General features: G+C 72.5%; 14 protein-coding genes. 10 read left to right on the top strand and 4 right to left on the bottom strand.

The window, feature by feature from the left end:
* Window positions 1-83: 83 nt before the first annotated feature.
* Window positions 84-1421, bottom strand: coding sequence for a polysialyltransferase family glycosyltransferase (locus tag DTB53_RS04230; RefSeq protein WP_075025234.1), 1338 nt, complete (start codon window positions 1419-1421; stop codon window positions 84-86).
* Entirely contained in the window at window positions 1418-2401 is a 984-nt protein-coding gene (locus DTB53_RS04225) for a glycosyltransferase family 2 protein (protein ID WP_012379361.1), read from the bottom strand. The genes DTB53_RS04230 and DTB53_RS04225 overlap by 4 nt, the downstream gene beginning before the upstream one ends.
* A 208-nt stretch (window positions 2402-2609) precedes the next feature.
* Here DTB53_RS04225 and DTB53_RS04220 point away from each other — a divergent pair, with 208 nt between their 5' ends.
* The 4 genes from DTB53_RS04220 to DTB53_RS04205 are packed head-to-tail and all read left to right on the top strand — an operon-like array spanning window position 2610 to window position 7274.
* Window positions 2610-3995, top strand: coding sequence for a DUF6716 putative glycosyltransferase (locus tag DTB53_RS04220; RefSeq protein ID WP_012379360.1), 1386 nt, complete (start codon window positions 2610-2612; stop codon window positions 3993-3995).
* A gap of 38 nt (window positions 3996-4033) precedes the next feature.
* Window positions 4034-5284, top strand: a complete 1251-nt coding sequence (locus tag DTB53_RS04215; RefSeq protein WP_042496309.1) for an N-acylneuraminate cytidylyltransferase — start codon at window positions 4034-4036, stop codon at window positions 5282-5284.
* A gap of 12 nt (window positions 5285-5296) precedes the next feature.
* The gene (locus DTB53_RS04210) at window positions 5297-6229 is read left to right on the top strand and encodes an N-acetylneuraminate synthase family protein (RefSeq protein WP_003966790.1); all 933 of its coding nucleotides are present in this window, start codon (window positions 5297-5299) and stop codon (window positions 6227-6229) included.
* Between the two features lie 10 nt (window positions 6230-6239).
* Complete coding sequence (locus DTB53_RS04205) at window positions 6240-7274, top strand: hypothetical protein (protein WP_003966789.1); 1035 nt, start codon at window positions 6240-6242, stop codon at window positions 7272-7274.
* An 18-nt stretch (window positions 7275-7292) separates the two neighbouring features.
* Here DTB53_RS04205 and DTB53_RS04200 read toward each other — a convergent pair whose 3' ends face one another.
* Complete coding sequence (locus tag DTB53_RS04200; RefSeq protein WP_012379358.1) at window positions 7293-7730, bottom strand: hypothetical protein; 438 nt, start codon at window positions 7728-7730, stop codon at window positions 7293-7295.
* Window positions 7731-7773: 43 nt separating this feature from the next.
* Window positions 7774-8880: a hypothetical protein gene (locus tag DTB53_RS04195; RefSeq protein ID WP_012379357.1), complete on the bottom strand. Its 1107-nt coding sequence runs from the start codon at window positions 8878-8880 to the stop codon at window positions 7774-7776.
* Between the two features lie 316 nt (window positions 8881-9196).
* Here DTB53_RS04195 and DTB53_RS04190 point away from each other — a divergent pair, with 316 nt between their 5' ends.
* From DTB53_RS04190 to DTB53_RS04165, 6 genes are all read left to right on the top strand, one after another.
* On the top strand, window positions 9197-10432 hold the full coding sequence (locus DTB53_RS04190; protein WP_003966786.1) for an amidohydrolase: 1236 nt from the start codon (window positions 9197-9199) through the stop codon (window positions 10430-10432).
* A gap of 174 nt (window positions 10433-10606) precedes the next feature.
* Entirely contained in the window at window positions 10607-11656 is a 1050-nt protein-coding gene (locus DTB53_RS04185) for a BMP family lipoprotein (RefSeq protein WP_012379355.1), read from the top strand.
* A 353-nt stretch (window positions 11657-12009) separates the two neighbouring features.
* Window positions 12010-13593, top strand: a complete 1584-nt coding sequence (locus DTB53_RS04180; protein ID WP_003966784.1) for an ABC transporter ATP-binding protein — start codon at window positions 12010-12012, stop codon at window positions 13591-13593.
* Window positions 13590-14708, top strand: a complete 1119-nt coding sequence (locus DTB53_RS04175; protein ID WP_003966783.1) for an ABC transporter permease — start codon at window positions 13590-13592, stop codon at window positions 14706-14708. The genes DTB53_RS04180 and DTB53_RS04175 overlap by 4 nt, the downstream gene beginning before the upstream one ends.
* On the top strand, window positions 14705-15967 hold the full coding sequence (locus DTB53_RS04170) for an ABC transporter permease (protein ID WP_012379353.1): 1263 nt from the start codon (window positions 14705-14707) through the stop codon (window positions 15965-15967). The genes DTB53_RS04175 and DTB53_RS04170 overlap by 4 nt, the downstream gene beginning before the upstream one ends.
* Window positions 15964-16392 carry a cytidine deaminase gene (locus tag DTB53_RS04165; RefSeq protein ID WP_003966781.1) on the top strand — a complete coding sequence of 143 codons (429 nt, stop codon included), beginning with the start codon at window positions 15964-15966 and terminating at the stop codon, window positions 16390-16392. Before DTB53_RS04170 ends, DTB53_RS04165 begins: the two co-directional genes overlap by 4 nt.
* The last annotated feature ends 106 nt before the right edge of the window (window positions 16393-16498 follow it).

The following is a 16498-nucleotide window of genomic DNA, read 5'->3' as shown; positions in this document are numbered from 1 at the left end:
CCCGGCCGCCCCCTCGGCCCCGCCACCCCCGGCCGCTCCGGCCGCCCCCTCGGCCCCGGCCGCCCGAGCCCGCACCGGCCCCCTCAGCCCCGGCCGCTCCGCAGCGCCCTGGCCCGCCGGGCCACCCGGCGCAGGGTCGGGTTGCCCCGCAGGAACGCCAGCCGGGCCGGGACCACGCCGGGAAGCGCGAGCGAGGCCAGGCGGCGGCGCTTGAAGTAGCGCCAGGTGCGGTCGTCCAGGTGGGTGGAGAGATAGCGCTCGGCCGCCGGGCGCAGATCGGGGCGGACCCGCGGCCGCATCGCGAAGCCGACGGCCGCGAGCAGGTCGTCCAACTCCGCCCCGGCGTCAGGCGCCCGCGCGGCCACCGCCTGCGCGTCACCGAGCCCCGGCAGCAGGGCGTCCGCGAGCGTCGCCGGTATCCGCTCGGCGTTCTCGTACGGGGTCAGCCGCTCCAGCAGCAGCCCCGTGCCGACCGCCGCCACCGGGAGCCCGTAGAAGCGGGCCGCCCCGAACAGGGCGGCCGAGGTGCAGCCGACGACCAGCGCGGGCCGCAGCCGGTGCAGCAGCACATCGGCCGGGACGGGCCGCGCGGAGTCCAGCACGGTCAGCTCCACGCCCAGCCGCTCCGCCTCGGCGCGCGGCGCCGCCGAGTCCTCCCACGGCGCGTACGGGTCCGGTGCGAACACCAGCCGGCGGTGGCCCAGGGCCGCGGCCCCGCGCACCATCTCCCGCCGCAGCCCCGCCTCCTCGGCCGCCGGGATCAGCCCGGCCCCGGCGAGATCCTGCCCCAGCAGCAGCGCGCACGGCCCCTCGACGGCGGGCAGATCCACCTCCGCGTCCGCCAGTTCACCGACGACCCTGGTGATCGCCTCGGCCGGCACGGTCCGCTGCTCCACCCCGTACTCGCCCAGCAACAACAGCCGCGCCCCCGGGACCAGGTCCGGATGGAGCAGCCGTCGCACCCGGACCCCGGTCAGCGGGGGGATCTTCTCCCCGGTCGGGCCGTAGCCGCCGGGCCCCTCCGCGTACACATCGACGGGGACACCGGCGAAGACCTGGGTGAGGGCCCGGGCGGGACCGGCGTGCGGGGAGTCGACGACGAGCTCCAGCTCCTCGTCGCCGAGACCCCAGGCGCGCCGGAAGTGGCGCTCCCACAACGGGGCGTCGTCCGCCCGGGGCGTCCAGCCGGCCGGGTGGAAGGGGGAGATCGCGTCGTTCCACGAGAGGACCTCGTCGAACCGGGTGCGCAGCCGCTCGAAGCCGGCGGTCTCCGCGACGTCGGCGACGGTCTCCGGGACCGGCCCCGTCCGGGACAGCAGCAGGATCCGGCGGTCGGGCTCGGTGAAGCAGCCCGCGTCGATCGCCGCGGCGAGCAGCACCGTCGCGGCGGGCGAGGAGGCGTGGAAGATCCGGATGGTCATGCGGCCGAGGCCCCCTTCGCGGCGACCGGACGGCGGCGCAGCCTGCGCACCCGGGTCGCTCGTGTCACGTCCATGGCGTCGAGCGCCTCGTCCAGGAGCCGCTGCGGCAGGCGTCCCAGGGCCGCCGCGCCGCGCGACTTCAGTTCGCGGGCCACGGCCGGTTCGCATGCGTCGAGGGCGCCCAGATGATGGGCGATGACCGCGCAATACGTGCGTACGGCCTTCGGCAGCAGAGCGTCCGCGTCACGGTCGGCGGCCGTCTCGGCGATCACCTGGTCGAAAGCGCGCAGGAAATCGAGCCGCCGCACATCGCCGATCCGGGTCAGTGACGTGGCCACTCCGCGCCGGTAGAAATGGCTGAGCAGGCCCAGGGTGGCGAAGGATTCCGCCTCCCGGTGCAGCCGCCAGATCCACGGCCGGTCCTCGGCCGTGCGCAGCCCGTCGGTGAAGTGCAGCAGCCCCCGGTCCAGCAGCCGCCGGTGGTAGAGGCCCGCCCAGGCGAACGCGTAGTCCACCGAAGTGGTGCGGTGGGCGGGCAGGATCGCCGCCCGGGGGTCGCTCACCACCCCGTGCGGCCCGTGCGGGACCCGGCGCACCGTCCGCGTCCTGCCGTCCGCCCGGACGTGGTCGGTGCGCACGAAGTCGCAGCCCAGCGCCTCGGTCCTGGCCACCAGCCGTGCGTAGTGCCCGGGGGCCAGCCAGTCGTCGCCGTCGAGGAAGGCGATGTACTCGCCGCGCGCCGCCGCCAGGCCGGTGTTGCGCGCGGTCGCGAGACCGCCGTTCACCTCGTGCCGCAGCAGTACCGCTCCGGGAATCTCGTCGGCGGCCCGGCGCAGCAGCCGGGGTGTCCCGTCGGTCGAACAGTCGTCGACGAGAAGGAACTCGAAGTCCTCGCGGGCGTTGGCCCGCAGACTTCTGAGGGTGTCGGGCGCGTAGGTCTGCACGTTGAAGAACGGCACGATGACGGAGAGCTTAACCACGCGCATCACGTTAGGTGCGGCTGTGGCCCTTTCCTTTTCCGCAATGCGCCCAGGAGGTGAACAAAGCCCGGCGCACAGGTGAATCGCCTTTTCCGTAACGGGAATTGAGGGCGTATTCGGGGCCACTCCCCAATCGTCGGCTCGCTGTTAACCATCTGTTGCCATCGCGTTGGGCCGCGCATCGAAATGCCTTCCTAACTTCTTCGACGTGCCCCCACGTACCAGCCATGAGGCCGAACCGGCCGAGACCCCCGCCGCCCGACCGGCGCTCCGGGTCGCCGTCCTCGCCGACTCCGACACCCGGTGGAAATGGGGCGCGCTCACCGCGCGCCGCCTGACCGCCGAGGCCGCCGGGGACGGACGGGGAGTGCACCCCGTCGAGGTCAGCGGGCTGCTGCTGCGCGGCCGGGCCACCCCGACCCCCCGCCAGCTCGCGGAGGTCGGCGAGGTCGGGATCGACGCCGAGCGGGTCCGCGAGGTCACCGCCGTCGAGTTCCTGCACACCGTGCGCGACGAGGGATACGACCTCGTCGTCCTCGCCCTCGTCGGCGGTGGCGTCCAGGCCATGCTGCACGGAATCGCCGCCCTCGGCCTGCCGCGCCGGCCCGTCGTCGTCACCGGATACGTCGGAGTCGTCTACGAGAAGCTCGCCGACGGCCTCCTCCTGCGGCACGGCGCGGACGTCGTCCTCGCCAACTCGGCCCACGACGCGGAACGGTTCCGCGCGGTGTACGAGGGGGTGGGCGCCGACGCCTCGGCCGTCACCGAGGCCGCCCTCCCCTTCCTGGGCGGAGCCCCGTACCGGCCCGAAGAGGGCCGCGACACGGTGGTGTTCGCCGCCCAGCCCTCCGTACCGGCCTCCCGCGCCGACCGTACGTACCTGCTGCGCAGGCTCGTCGAGCACGCCCGGCTGCACCCGCGCCGCGAGGTGCTGCTCAAGCTGCGCTCCAAGCCCGGCGAGCACACCACGCACATCGAGGAACTGCCCTACCAGAAGCTCGCGCAGCGGCTGCCCGGCGGTCTGCCGCCCAACTTCCGCCTGGTGTACGGGCACATGGGCGAGGTGCTGGACCGCACCGACCTCCTGGTCACGGTCTCCTCCACGGCCGCGCTGGAGTCCCTGCACCGCCGCATCCCGACCGCGATCCTCACCGACCTCGGCGTACGGGAGCCCCTCGGCAACCACCACTTCGTCGGCTCCGGACTCCTGACCTCCTGGGACACGCTCGACGGCGGGATCCGGCCCCGGCCCGACACGGCGTGGGTCGCCGGGCAGGGCGTCGCCGCCGACGGCTCGTACGGCACCGCCTACGACACGGCCCGCGCCAAGGTCACCGCCCTGCTCGACGCGGGCGAACCGGCGCCCCTGGCCCCCTACTACACACCCGCCACCGCCCCCGGCTACCTCCCCGGCATCCTCGGCCGCCACCACCTGGCCCCCGACGGCACCCCGCTGCCCGGCGCGGCCGCGTCGCGGGAGCCCGGCCGGGTCCGGGGCGCGGTGCGCGAGACCGTCCGCAACGCGGCCCGGGGCGCCTACCGCCAGGGCGTCCAGCGCGTCGCCCCCGTGATCCGCCGGATGGGGGAGCTGTGACCACCCCTTCAGCCACCGCCATGACACCAGGAGCAGCGATGCAGCCGCCCCCGACCCCGACCGTCCTCGCCGTGATCCCCGCCCGCGGCGGATCCAAGGGCGTCCCCGCCAAGAACCTCGCCGAGGTCGGCGGCATCCCCCTGGTCGCCCGTGCCGTCCGCGCCGCGCTCGCCGCCCCCGAGGTCACCGACGTCGTCGTCACCACCGACGACGGGGCGATCGCCGAGGCCGCCCGCACCGCCGCCGCCGACCTCCGCGCCGCCCACCGGCTGCACTGCGTCGAGCGCCCCGCCGCCATCGCGGGCGACACGGCCACCAGCGAAGCGGCCGTGCTGCACGCGATGGACGTCTACGAGGCCGAGCGCGCCCGCACCGTCGACGTGGTCCTCCTCGTCCAGTGCACCAGCCCGTTCGTCTCCCGCGACGACATCGACGGGGTCGCCAGGGCGGTGGCCCGCGAAGGGGCGGACACGGCCGTCACGGTCGCCCCGTTCCACGGATTCGTCTGGCGCGACGGGCACGCGGTCGAGGAGGGCACGTACGGCGTCAACCACGACAAGTCCGTACGCCCCCGCCGCCAGGACCGCCCCCAGGACCACCTGGAGACCGGCGCCGCCTACGCGATGGACGCCGCGGGCTTCCGCACCCACCGCCACCGCTTCTTCGGCCACACCGCCCTGGTCCCCACCGACCCGGCCCGGGTGCTGGAGATCGACGACCCGCACGACCTGGCCCGCGCCCGCGCGCTCGCCCCGCTCCTCGACCCCTCCCCGCTGCCCTCCCTCGGGGACGTGGACGCGGTCGTCCTCGACTTCGACGGCACCCAGACCGACGACCGGGTCATGATCGACTCCGACGGCCGCGAGACCGTCGCCGTGCACCGGGGCGACGGGCTCGGCATCGCCGCGCTGCGCAAGGCCGGGGTCCCCCTCCTGATCCTCTCCACCGAGCAGAACCCGGTCGTCGCCGCCCGCGCCCGCAAGCTCCGGATCCCCGTCCTGCACGGCATCGACCGCAAGGACGAGGCGCTGAAGCGCTGGTGCGACGAGCACTCCATCGCCCCCGACCGGGTCCTCTACGTCGGCAACGACGTCAACGACCTGCCCTGCTTCTCGCTGGCCGGCTGGCCCGTCGCCGTCGCGAGCGCCCACGACTCGGTACGCGCCGCCGCGCGCGCCGTCACGACCACCCCCGGCGGCTACGGCGCCATCCGCGAGATCGCGGCCTGGCTGCTGGGCCCCACCCTCACCACCACCAACACCCCTGACCCCACAGTCCCCACCACGTAAGGAAGCACCACCATGAGCACCTCCCGCCTGCGCACCTTCGGCACCCGCACCGCCGGCCCCGGCAACCCCGTCTACATCACCGGCGAGATCGGCATCAACCACAACGGCGACCTCGACAACGCCATCGCGCTGATCGACGCCGCCGCCGAAGCCGGCTGCGACGCCGTCAAGTTCCAGAAGCGCACCCCGGAGATCTGCACCCCGCGCGACCAGTGGGACATCGAGCGCGACACCCCCTGGGGCCGGATGACGTACATCGACTACCGCCACCGCGTCGAGTTCGGCGAGGCCGAGTACACCGCCATCGCCGAGCACTGCGCCGAGCGCGGCATCGACTGGTTCGCCTCCCCGTGGGACACCGAGGCCGTCGCCTTCCTGGAGAAGTTCGACGTCCCCGCCCACAAGGTGGCGTCCGCGTCCCTCACCGACGACGAGCTGCTGCGCGCCCTGCGCGCCACCGGCCGCACGGTCATCCTCTCCACGGGCATGTCGACCCCGAAGCAGATCCGCCACGCGGTCGAGGTCCTCGGTTCGGACAACATCCTGCTCTGCCACGCCACGTCCACGTACCCGGCGAAGGCCGAGGAGCTGAACCTGCGGGTCATCAACACCCTCCAGCAGGAGTACCCGAACGTCCCGATCGGCTACTCCGGCCACGAGACGGGCCTCCAGACCACGCTGGCCGCCGTCGCGCTCGGCGCCACGTTCGTCGAGCGCCACATCACCCTGGACCGCGCCATGTGGGGCTCCGACCAGGCCGCCTCCGTCGAGCCGCAGGGCCTGACCCGCCTGGTCCGCGACATCCGCACCATCGAGCAGTCGCTCGGCGACGGCGTCAAGAAGGTGTACGAGTCCGAGCTCGGCCCGATGAAGAAGCTCCGCCGCGTCGCGGGCGTCGTCGCCGAGACCGAGAACGCGCCGGCCCCCGAGCCGGTCGCGGTCTGAGCGCCGACCGGTGAACCTCGCCTTCGTCGAGAGCCCGGTCCAGCTCCTGAACGTCCTGGAGTGGGTTCACACCCAGGGGGGAGACGATCCGGCCGGCACCACGGTCGTCGTCCTCCCCCCGGTCGACCCGATGTCGCGCGGTCAGCTGCGCCGGATGGCGGAGCTGGCCCGCGACGAGGGCATCACGGTCCGCTGGCAGGAGGCGCGCGGCGAGTCCGGCGCCCCCCTGAAGGCCCTGCGCGCCCTGGCCGGCCTGGTCCGGCGCGCGGACCACATCGTGATCGGCGACCCGTTCTCCCGCTATGTGCAGCTCCTGCTGACCCTGGTCCGCGCCGATCACCTCACGGTGGTCGACGACGGCACGGCCACCATGGAGTTCGTCGCCCAGCTGGCCCGGGGCGAACGGCTGGCGCGCTGGCACCGCCGGGGCCGCACGGGACCGCGTGAACTGGTCCTGGCCCCGGTGACGGCGACGGCCCGCCGCCGCTTCACCCCGACGGAGCACCACACGGTCCAGGTGTTCACCGCCATGCCGGTCGAGGCTCCGCCCGGCATCGCGGTCACCCCGAACACCTTCGCCTGGACCCGGGCCCGCTTCGGCCCGCCCAGCATCGGCAGGGGCGCGGACCTGGTCGGCACCTCCCTGGTCGAGACGGGCGTCGTCGACCCCGTCCCGTACCAGGAGGCCGTCACGGCCCTGGCCCGCGCCCACGGAGCCACCCGCTACTTCGCCCACCGCCGCGAGTCCGCCGAGAAGCTCCACGCCCTGGAAGCCGCCACCGGCCTGGAGATCGTCCGCCCGGACCTCCCCCTGGAGCTCATCGCCCGCCGCGGCCCCATCGGCCGCACGATCGTCAGCTTCCCCTCCACGGTCGTCCACACCCTCCCGCTGGCCCTGGCCGGCACGGGCGTGAACGTCGCGGTCTGCGACATCGCCCCGGAGTGGCTCCGCGCCACGGCCTCGCCGCGCGCGCAGGGCTTCCTGAGCGGGGTCACGGAGACGGCGCGGGGGGTGCAGCGGCTGACCTCGACGGCCCACGCGTAGGGCCCCCGCCGCGGTGGGTCAGGGCGAGGACGGAGGCACGGGACCACCGGGCCGCAGACTCCAGACCACGTCCCGGGGACCGGGCGGATCCTCTCCGTCGCACGTCCGCCCCTCCCGGCGGTCCAGGACCACGCGCCCGCACTGCACGTACCCCGTGCCGGTGCGGGAGCGCAGCCCGACGACGAGCTGCGTGTGCCGCCGGACGGGCGGAACACCCGACTCCGCGAAGACGCGCGAGAACTCGCCCGCGTCGACGGAGACGACGCGGAGCGCCTCGTAGCGGGTGACGAGCCGCATGGCGCGGACCATCTCGAAGCGCAGGTCGAGCTGCGTGGTGTCCTCGCCGTCCGGCAGGGAGCGGAGCAGCAGGTGCGAGTGCCCGACCCCGTACCGCCAGACACGGAACGTGCGCTCGGACGCGTAGAGGACGGACGGGCTGTCGTCGGGACCGCTCACGGGTGCCGCCTCTCTCCCGGGGACGGGGTGCCGGCCGTCCGCATCAGATGACGGAGCCCTGGCCCCGGGGGGCCGGGCCCGTCCCGGACAGCTTCGCCGCGGTGCCCCGGGCGAGCTCGAAGGCCCTCACCGGGTCGTCGCCCTCGCGCCAGGGGCGGGCCCCGCACCACGGGCCTATCAGCCGGAACTGCTCCAGCGCGGCGGCGTACATCTTCGTCCGGACCATGTGGTGCGCCAGCAGGTGACGCAGCGCGGGCAGGTGCTCGTTGTCGGGGGCGACCTCGGCGAGGGAAGCCGCGACCTCGGTGAGGAGCCCCTTCGCCCTGCGGCCGGCGGGCAGCGCGGAAGACCCCGTCCGCTCGGCCAGTTCTTCCAGCGCGTGGAGGTGCAGACCGGCGAGCGGGCTGCCGGGCGGAGCCTGCCGCACGGCCGCCTCGGCGAACGCCCTCATCAGCCTGTCGCTGCCGAGCCACTTGGCGCACCAGTACTGGAGGCCCTGCCAGTGACCCGCGTAGTGGTGCGGAGCCCGGGCGACCAGGCCGTCCCAGAGCGGCTGGAACTGTTCGCGCCGGTACCCCGCTCCGCGGGCGGCGGTGACCATGACGACCCAGGGGCCCGGGTTCTCGGGGTCGAGCCCGGCGGCCTGACGCGCCTGTTCGATCGCGGCAGGCAGGAGGGCACGGAAGGTGTTCATCCGTTCCCGCGGGACCGCGTCGGCGTACGCGGTGCCACGGATCTCCCAGGCCCGGTGCACCATCAGCCCGGCGTGGACGGTCGCCGCGTCACCGTTCGAGGGCCTGGCCGCGCGCCACGCGTCGAGCCAGGCGTCGTCCTCCGAGGCCACCTGCTGGAGGAACTCGGTCCGCGACCACCGCTCGTCCCAGTCCCGGCCGGCCGCCTCGACGTACGCCTCGGCCACCTGCCAGTGCCCCTCCCAGGCGGCGTCGGCCACCGCCTGCATCTCCTTGATCCGATACGGCGCAGGGGGCGGGCCGGAGCGCTGTGCGTCGAGCTCCTCGCGGGGTACGAGACCGTAGTCGGCGGCCACGAAGCTCTCGTCGACCCAACGGGCGAGGCGCCGGGGGGAGACGAGGACTCTGTGGAGCACGAGGAGGAGCGCGCCGAGCACGGCGGCGAGGAAGATCGTCACGGCCGAGAATCATCCGACATCCCCCAACCGTCCGCAATAGTCCAGGCCAACCCGACCGGGCCGCGGGGCGCGCGTCGGCGGCCGGCCGGCCCGCCCGCCGTACGCGCCGGTCACCGGGGCCGCCGAGGGGGCCGCACCCCGCGCGCGACGGTGCAGGCGCCTCCGTTCCCGCCCGGCCGAAAAGCGAACGGGTATACCCGCAACCACCCTGCGTCACACGCGCGCACGGGAAATTTGTACGCCTGAGCGGCTGAAGTTTTGTTGATCTGTGGCCAGTTGAGGGGGGAAGGGGCCTACGCTTCATAAGGTGAACCAGTTGAAGTCCCGCGCCTCCCGCCCCCACCACCCGGCCGGCCAGCCCGGGGGAGGTGCGCTGCCCGGCAGACTCTCCGACGAACTGCGTGCCGAGCTGATCGCCTTCCGCCGGGATCTGCACATGCACCCCGAGCTGGGCAACCAGGAGTTCCGCACCACCGCGGCCATCAAGGACCGGCTGGAGAAGGCCGGGCTCGAACCGAAGGTGCTCGCCGTCGGGACCGGGCTCATGTGCGACGTGGGGGAGTGGGACGGGGTGACGCCCATGCTGGCGTTGCGGGCGGACATCGACGCGCTGCCGATCCCGGACACCAAGGCGGGCGTGCCCTACCGGTCCACCGTGCCCGACCGGGCGCACGCCTGCGGCCACGACGTGCACACCACCACCGTGCTCGGGGCGGGGCTGGTGCTCGCGGACCTCGACCGGGAGGGGCTGCTGCCCAACGCCGTGCGGCTGATCTTCCAGCCCGCCGAGGAGGTCCTGCCCGGCGGCGCGCTCGACGCCATCGAGTCCGGGGTGCTGGAAGGCGTCGGGCGGATCATCGGCGTGCACTGCGACCCGAAGGTCGACGTCGGGCGGATCGGGCTGCGGGTCGGGGCCATCACCTCGGCCTGCGACCGGCTGGAGGTCACGCTCGACGGGCCCGGCGGGCACACCGCCCGGCCGCACCTGACCACCGACCTGGTCACCGCCGCCGCCCGGATCGCCGTCGACGTGCCCGCGCTGCTCGCCCGCCGGGTCGACGCCCGCTCCGGGCTCGCGGTGACGTGGGGGCGGCTGGAGACCGGGCACGCCCCCAATGTCATCCCGCAGCACGCCGAGCTCTCCGGCACGGTCCGCTGCCTGGACCTGGACGCCTGGCGCACGGCTCCCGACCTGGTGCACGACGCCATCGACGAGGTGGCCGGAATGCACCGGGCCAAGACCGTCATCAACTACGTGCGCGGGGTGCCGCCCGTGGTGAACGACGCCGAGTCCATCGGGCTGCTGGACGCCGCGATGACCGAGCGCCGCGGATCGTACGCGATCGAGGACACCGAGCAGAGCCTGGGCGGCGAGGACTTCTCCTGGTACCTGGAGCGGGTGCCCGGCGCGATGGCCCGCCTCGGCGTCCGGACCCCCGGCGACACGCGCGGCCTCGACCTGCACCGCGGCAACTTCGACGTGGACGAGGAAGCCATCACCGTCGGGGTCGAGCTGTTCACCGCCGCGGCGCTGTTCGACGGGAACCGTTAGCGGAGCGTTGACACAGTCTTCGTGGGCCGTTCGTGGACCCGCGGGGGGCCCTCTGTTCACGACGATCCGATAACGGCTTCCGTACGTGCTCTTATCTGACATCTACGCGCGTTACGATCGCCGCGAAACCAGCGCCGGAAGAGGCGCTTCGGTCAGGTTTGAAGGAGCCTTCCCTTGCGCCGGATCACCAGGATCACCACCGTGGGCATCGCGTCCGCGGCGCTTGCTCTCAGTGTCACCGCCTGTGGCGGAAAATCGTCGTCGGACGCCGGTTCCGACTCGGGCGGCGACAAGGCCGCCATCGCCTACGACATCGGCGGCCGCGGCGACCAGTCGTTCAACGACGCCGCCTACGCCGGACTCGCCAAGGCGGAGAAGGAACTCGACGTCAAGGGCAGCGAGGCCGAGCCCTCCGACGGTGAGGGCGACGCGGACAAGGTCCAGCGCCTCACCGAGCTGGCCCGCGCCGGCAACAACCCGGTGATCGGCGTCGGCTTCGCCTACGCGCCCGCCATCAAGAAGGTCGCGCCGAAGTTCCCGAAGACCACCTTCGGCATCATCGACGACGCCTCGGTGACCGGCGACAACATCGCCAACATCGTCTTCAACGAGGAGCAGGGCTCCTACCTCGCCGGCGTCGCCGCCGCCAAGGTCACCAAGACGAAGACGATCGGCTTCATCGGCGGTGTCGAGACCCCGCTGATCAAGAAGTTCGAGGCGGGCTACATCCAGGGCGCCAAGGACACCGACCCCTCGGTCAAGGTCCTCCCGCAGTACCTGACGCAGCCGCCGAACTTCGACGGCTTCTCCAAGCCCGACCTCGGCAAGGCCGCGGCCCAGGGCCAGCTCGACAAGAAGGCCGACGTGATCTACTCGGCCGCCGGTCTGGCCGGTTCCGGTGCCATCGAGGCCGCCTCCAAGGCCGGCAAGTGGAACATCGGCGTCGACTCCGACCAGTACCAGCAGAAGGGCCTCGCGGCCTACAAGGAGTCCATCCTGACCTCGGTCACCAAGGACGTCGAGGACTCGGTGTTCAACCTGATCAAGTCGGTCCAGGACGGCAAGCCGACCACCGGCGAGATCCGCTACGGCCTGGACAAGGACGGCGTCGGCCTGTCGATGTCCAACCCGGCGTTCGCCAAGATGACCGACGTCATCGCGGCCGTCGACAAGGCCAAGCAGGAGATCATCGACGGCAAGATCACCGTCAAGACCGCTCCGTAACGAGCAGCCCGGAGCCCCTGCCGTACAGCTGGTTTCCCCAGGCCCTGTCCGTCCCCGCGCCGCATCCGCGGCCGGTGGGCGGACAGGGCCGCGGGACCGTTCCCGCCGTACGGGCGGGCTCCCCGCCGCGGAACGCGAACCTCCCGCGGCGCCCCGGGGTCCCGCCGCCCCACCCGAAGAAGATCCGCCTCTCGCAGTGCTCTCCCACCCGGCCCGGACCCGTGTCCCGACCGTGACGTGCACCTGTGTTTCACGATTCGGCAGCGCTACGCGTGTAGACAGCCCTCCGGCGCGATAACTTCACCCCGCCCCCCGGGGGGTCTCCGACACCCCCAGCCCCTCCGCCCCCGCTCCTGTCCGGCCAAGGAGAGTGCGTCATCAACGCGTCCAGCAGCCCCCCTGCCGTAGAACTGCACGGCATCACCAAGCGCTTCCCCGGCGTCGTCGCCAACCACGACATCGACATCACGATCGGCAAGGGCACGGTCCATGCCCTCGTCGGCGAGAACGGCGCCGGCAAGTCCACCCTGATGAAGATCCTCTACGGCATGCAGAAGCCGGACGAGGGCACCATCGCGATCAACGGCGAGCAGGTCTCGTTCTCCAACCCGGGTGACGCCATCGAGCGGGGCATCGGCATGGTGCACCAGCACTTCATGCTCGCCGACAACTTCACCGTCCTGGAGAACGTCGTCCTGGGCGGCGAGAAGCTGTACGGCATCGGCTCCGGCGCCCGGAAGAAGATCAAGGAGATCTCCGACGCGTACGGCCTGGGCATCCGGCCCGACGCGCTCGTGGAGGACCTCGGGGTCGCCGACCGGCAGCGCGTGGAGATCCTCAAGGTCCTCTACCGGGGCGCCCGCATCCTGATCCTGGACGAGCCGACCGCGGTCCTCGTGCCGCAGGAGGTCGACGCGCTCTTCGCCAACCTGCGCGAGCTCAAGGCCGAGGGCCTGACCGTCATCTTCATCTCGCACAAGCTGGGCGAGGTGCTCTCCGTCGCCGACGACATCACGGTGATCCGCCGCGGCACGACCGTGGGCACCGCCGACCCGGCGTCCACCACGACCAAGCAGCTCGCCGAGCTGATGGTCGGCAGCGAGCTGCCCTCGCCGGAGACCCGCGAGTCCACCGTCACCGACGTGCCCATGCTGCGCGTCCAGGACCTCGCGCTCACGGTCACCGACCCCGACGGCACCGTCCGCGACGTGCTCGCCGGCATCGACCTCACCATCCACCAGGGCGAGGTCCTCGGCATCGCCGGGGTGGAGGGCAACGGGCAGACCGAGCTGATCGAGGCCCTGATCGGCATGCGCGACCCGGACGGCGGGGTGATCACCCTCGACCAGGACGACATCAGCCACGTCCCCACCCGCAAGCGGCGCGAGTCGGGCATCGGCTACATCCCCGAGGACCGCCACCGCCACGGCGTCCTGCTGGACGCCCCGCTGTGGGAGAACCGCATCCTCGGCCACGTCACCGAGAAGCCCAACAGCCGCGGCTGGCTGCTGGACAACAAGGCGGCCCGCGCCGACACCGAGCGGATCGTGCGCGAGTACGACGTGCGCACCCCCGGCATCGAGGTCACCGCGGCCTCCCTCTCCGGCGGCAACCAGCAGAAGCTGATCGTCGGCCGCGAGATGAGCCACGCACCCAAGCTCCTGATCGCCGCCCACCCCACCCGCGGTGTGGACGTCGGCGCCCAGGCGCAGATCTGGGACCAGATCCGCGAGGCCCGCCGCGAGGGCCTCGCCGTCCTGCTGATCTCGGCCGACCTGGACGAGCTGATCGGGCTCTCCGACACCCTGCGCGTCATGTACCGCGGCCGGCTGGTCGCCGACGCCGACCCGGCCACCATCACCCCGGAGGAACTGGGCTCGGCCATGACCGGCGCCGCCACCGGTCACCTCGAAAGCCCGGAGGACGAGGCCCGATGAAGAAATTCGACAAGGACCGGCTGATCCTGGCCTTCGCCGGCCCGGTGCTCGCCCTGGTCGTCGCCCTCGCGCTGACGACCGTGGTGCTGCTCGCCTCCGGCCGGAACCCCTTCGAGCCGTACCGGATCATGTTCGAGTCGGCCAGCTACGTCGACGTACAGGTCCTGATCGTCAACCAGGCCGGTACGTACTACCTCGCCGCACTCGCCGTGGCCGTCGGCTTCCGGATGAACCTGTTCAACATCGGCGTCGACGGGCAGTACCGCCTCGCCGCCATGATGGCCGCGCTGGTCGGCGCGAGCGTCAACCTGCCGGGCCCCCTGCACATCGCGCTGATCGTGATCGTCGCGATGCTGGTCGGCGCGTTCTGGTCGGGCATCGCGGGCTTCCTCAAGACCACCCGCGGGGTGAGCGAGGTCGTCTCCACGATCATGCTCAACTCGATCGCCACCGCGCTGGTCGCCTGGATGATCCTGCCGAAGAACTTCGGCGAGCAGCCGGCCGGCTCCAACAACCTGACCACCGGCGAGATCCCCGAGTCCGGCTGGTTCCCGGGGCTGCCGATGGGCGACCAGGCCGGGGAGATCTACGGCTTCACGTTCGTCGCCGCCGGCTGCGGCCTCCTGTACTGGTTCGTGCTGAACCGCACCCGGTTCGGCTTCGACCTGCGCGCCACCGGCGCCAGCGAGAGCGCCGCCCAGGCGTCCGGCGTGGACGCCAAGAAGATGATCCTCACCTCGATGCTGATCTCCGGTGCGGTCGCGGGCCTGGCCGGCATGCCGACCCTGCTCGGCGACACCCACACCTACAGCCTCGACTTCCCCACCGGTATCGGCTTCACCGGCATCACCATCGCGCTGCTGGGCCGCAACAACCCGCTCGGCATCGCCTTCAGCGCCCTGCTGATCGCCTTCCTGGACAAGTCGTCGGCCTCGCTCGACCAGTACGGGTTCGAGAAGGAGATCGCCACGATCATGCAGGGCCTGATCGTGATCTCGGTCGTCGTCTCCTACGAGCTGGTCCGCCGGTACGGCATCCGCCGCCAGCAGCAGAAGGTCGGCGAGGAGCTCGCCGCCGGCCATGCCATCAAGACCGAGAAGGAGGCGGCCCTGTGAGCACGAGCACGTCCATCGCCGCACGGCCCACCCCCCTCAAGGGCGGCCGCCGCAAGCTCTCCCTGCCCGTCGTCCTCCTGATCATCGCGGGTGCGCTCGCCCTGGTCTCCCTCGTGCGCCTCATCAGCGGCGCCAACGACGTCACCTCGGTCGGCCAGGTCGCCGGCGCCCTGGAACTGGCCGTCCCGATCGGCCTCGCCGGACTCGGCGGCCTGTGGGCCGAGCGCGCGGGCGTCGTCAACATCGGCCTCGAAGGCATGATGGTCCTGGGCACCTGGTTCGGCGCCTGGGCCGGATTCCAGTGGGGTCCCTGGGTGGGCGTCCTCTTCGGCGTCCTCGGCGGCTGCCTCGGCGGCCTGCTGCACGCGGTCATCACCGTCACCTTCGGCGTGAACCACATCGTCTCCGGTGTGGCCATCAACATCCTCGCCGTCGGCGTCACCCGCTACCTCTCCAACTTCGCCTTCGACGGCATCCAGGGCGGCTCCTCCAAGCAGTCCCCGCGCATCGATCCGATCGACAAGATCACCATTCCGGGCCTCTCGGACTGGTTGCAGGACCTGCAACAACAGCACTGGTTCCTGATCTCCGACATCGCGGGCATCCTCGGCGGCCTGGTCACCGGACTCTCCCTGCTGACCGTCGTCGCCCTGCTGCTGATCCCCGCCACCTGGTGGATCCTGTGGCGCACCCCGTTCGGGCTGCGGCTGCGCTCCTGCGGCGAGTCCCCGGTGGCCGCCGAGACCCTCGGCGTCAACGTGTACAAGTACAAGTACATCGCCGTCACCGTCTCCGGCGGTCTGGCGGGCCTCGGCGGAGCGTTCCTCGCGATCGTCGCCACCGGCATCTACCAGGAGGGCCAGACCGGCGGTCGCGGCTACATCGGTCTCGCCGCCATGATCTTCGGCAACTGGATGCCGGGCGGCATGGCGCTGGGCGCCGGACTCTTCGGCTTCACCGACAGCCTCAAGCTGCGCGGCGGCGCGGAGAACGTCCACGCGATGCTGCTCCTGCTGGCGATCCTGCTGGTCATCGCGGTGTTCTGGCAGCTGTACCGGAAGAAGTACGTCGCCGCGGCGATCTCGGCGGTCGTCTCGGCGCTGCTGTTCACCTGGTACCTCCTGACCGACCAGGTGCCGAGCCAGTTCGTCGACGCCGCCCCGTACGTCACGACGCTGCTGGTCCTCTCGCTCTCCGCGCAACGGCTGCGGATGCCCAAGGCGGACGGCGTGCCGTACCGCAAGGGCGAGGGCAAGTGACGCCGCCCGCCGCCGGAGGCCCGTCCGCCGAGCCGTTCGGCGAGGCCGACTGGGAGGCCCTGCGGGCCGCGGCCCGGGACGCCATGTCCCGGGCGTACGCCCCCTACTCGGGCTTCCCGGTCGGGGTCGCCGCCCGGGTGGACGACGGCCGCACGATCACGGGCTGCAACGTGGAGAACGCCAGCTACGGGCTCTCGCTCTGCGCCGAGTGCGGTCTGGTCTCCACGCTCCAGGCCACCGGCGGCGGTCGGCTGACCCACTTCACCTGTGTGGACGGCACCGGGGCGATCCTCGTGCCGTGCGGCAGGTGCCGGCAGCTGCTGTACGAGTTCGGCGGCCCGGAACTCCTCCTGGAGACGCCCGACGGGCGGCGCACGCTGGACGCGATGCTGCCGCAGTCGTTCGGCCCGCAGCACCTCGGCTGAACCCCGTATCTCCCGGCGGTGGCCCTTCCTCCCGGAAGGGCCACCGCTCTTTCCCCTCTCTATGCGCGTAGAGTCACCGAGGACTCTTGCGTACGTACCGGCCGGA

The sequence above is a fragment of the Streptomyces griseus genome (assembly GCF_900460065.1).
In the GTDB taxonomy this organism is placed as follows: domain Bacteria; phylum Actinomycetota; class Actinomycetes; order Streptomycetales; family Streptomycetaceae; genus Streptomyces; species Streptomyces griseus.
This window is presented reverse-complemented; position numbering and strand designations above follow the sequence as displayed.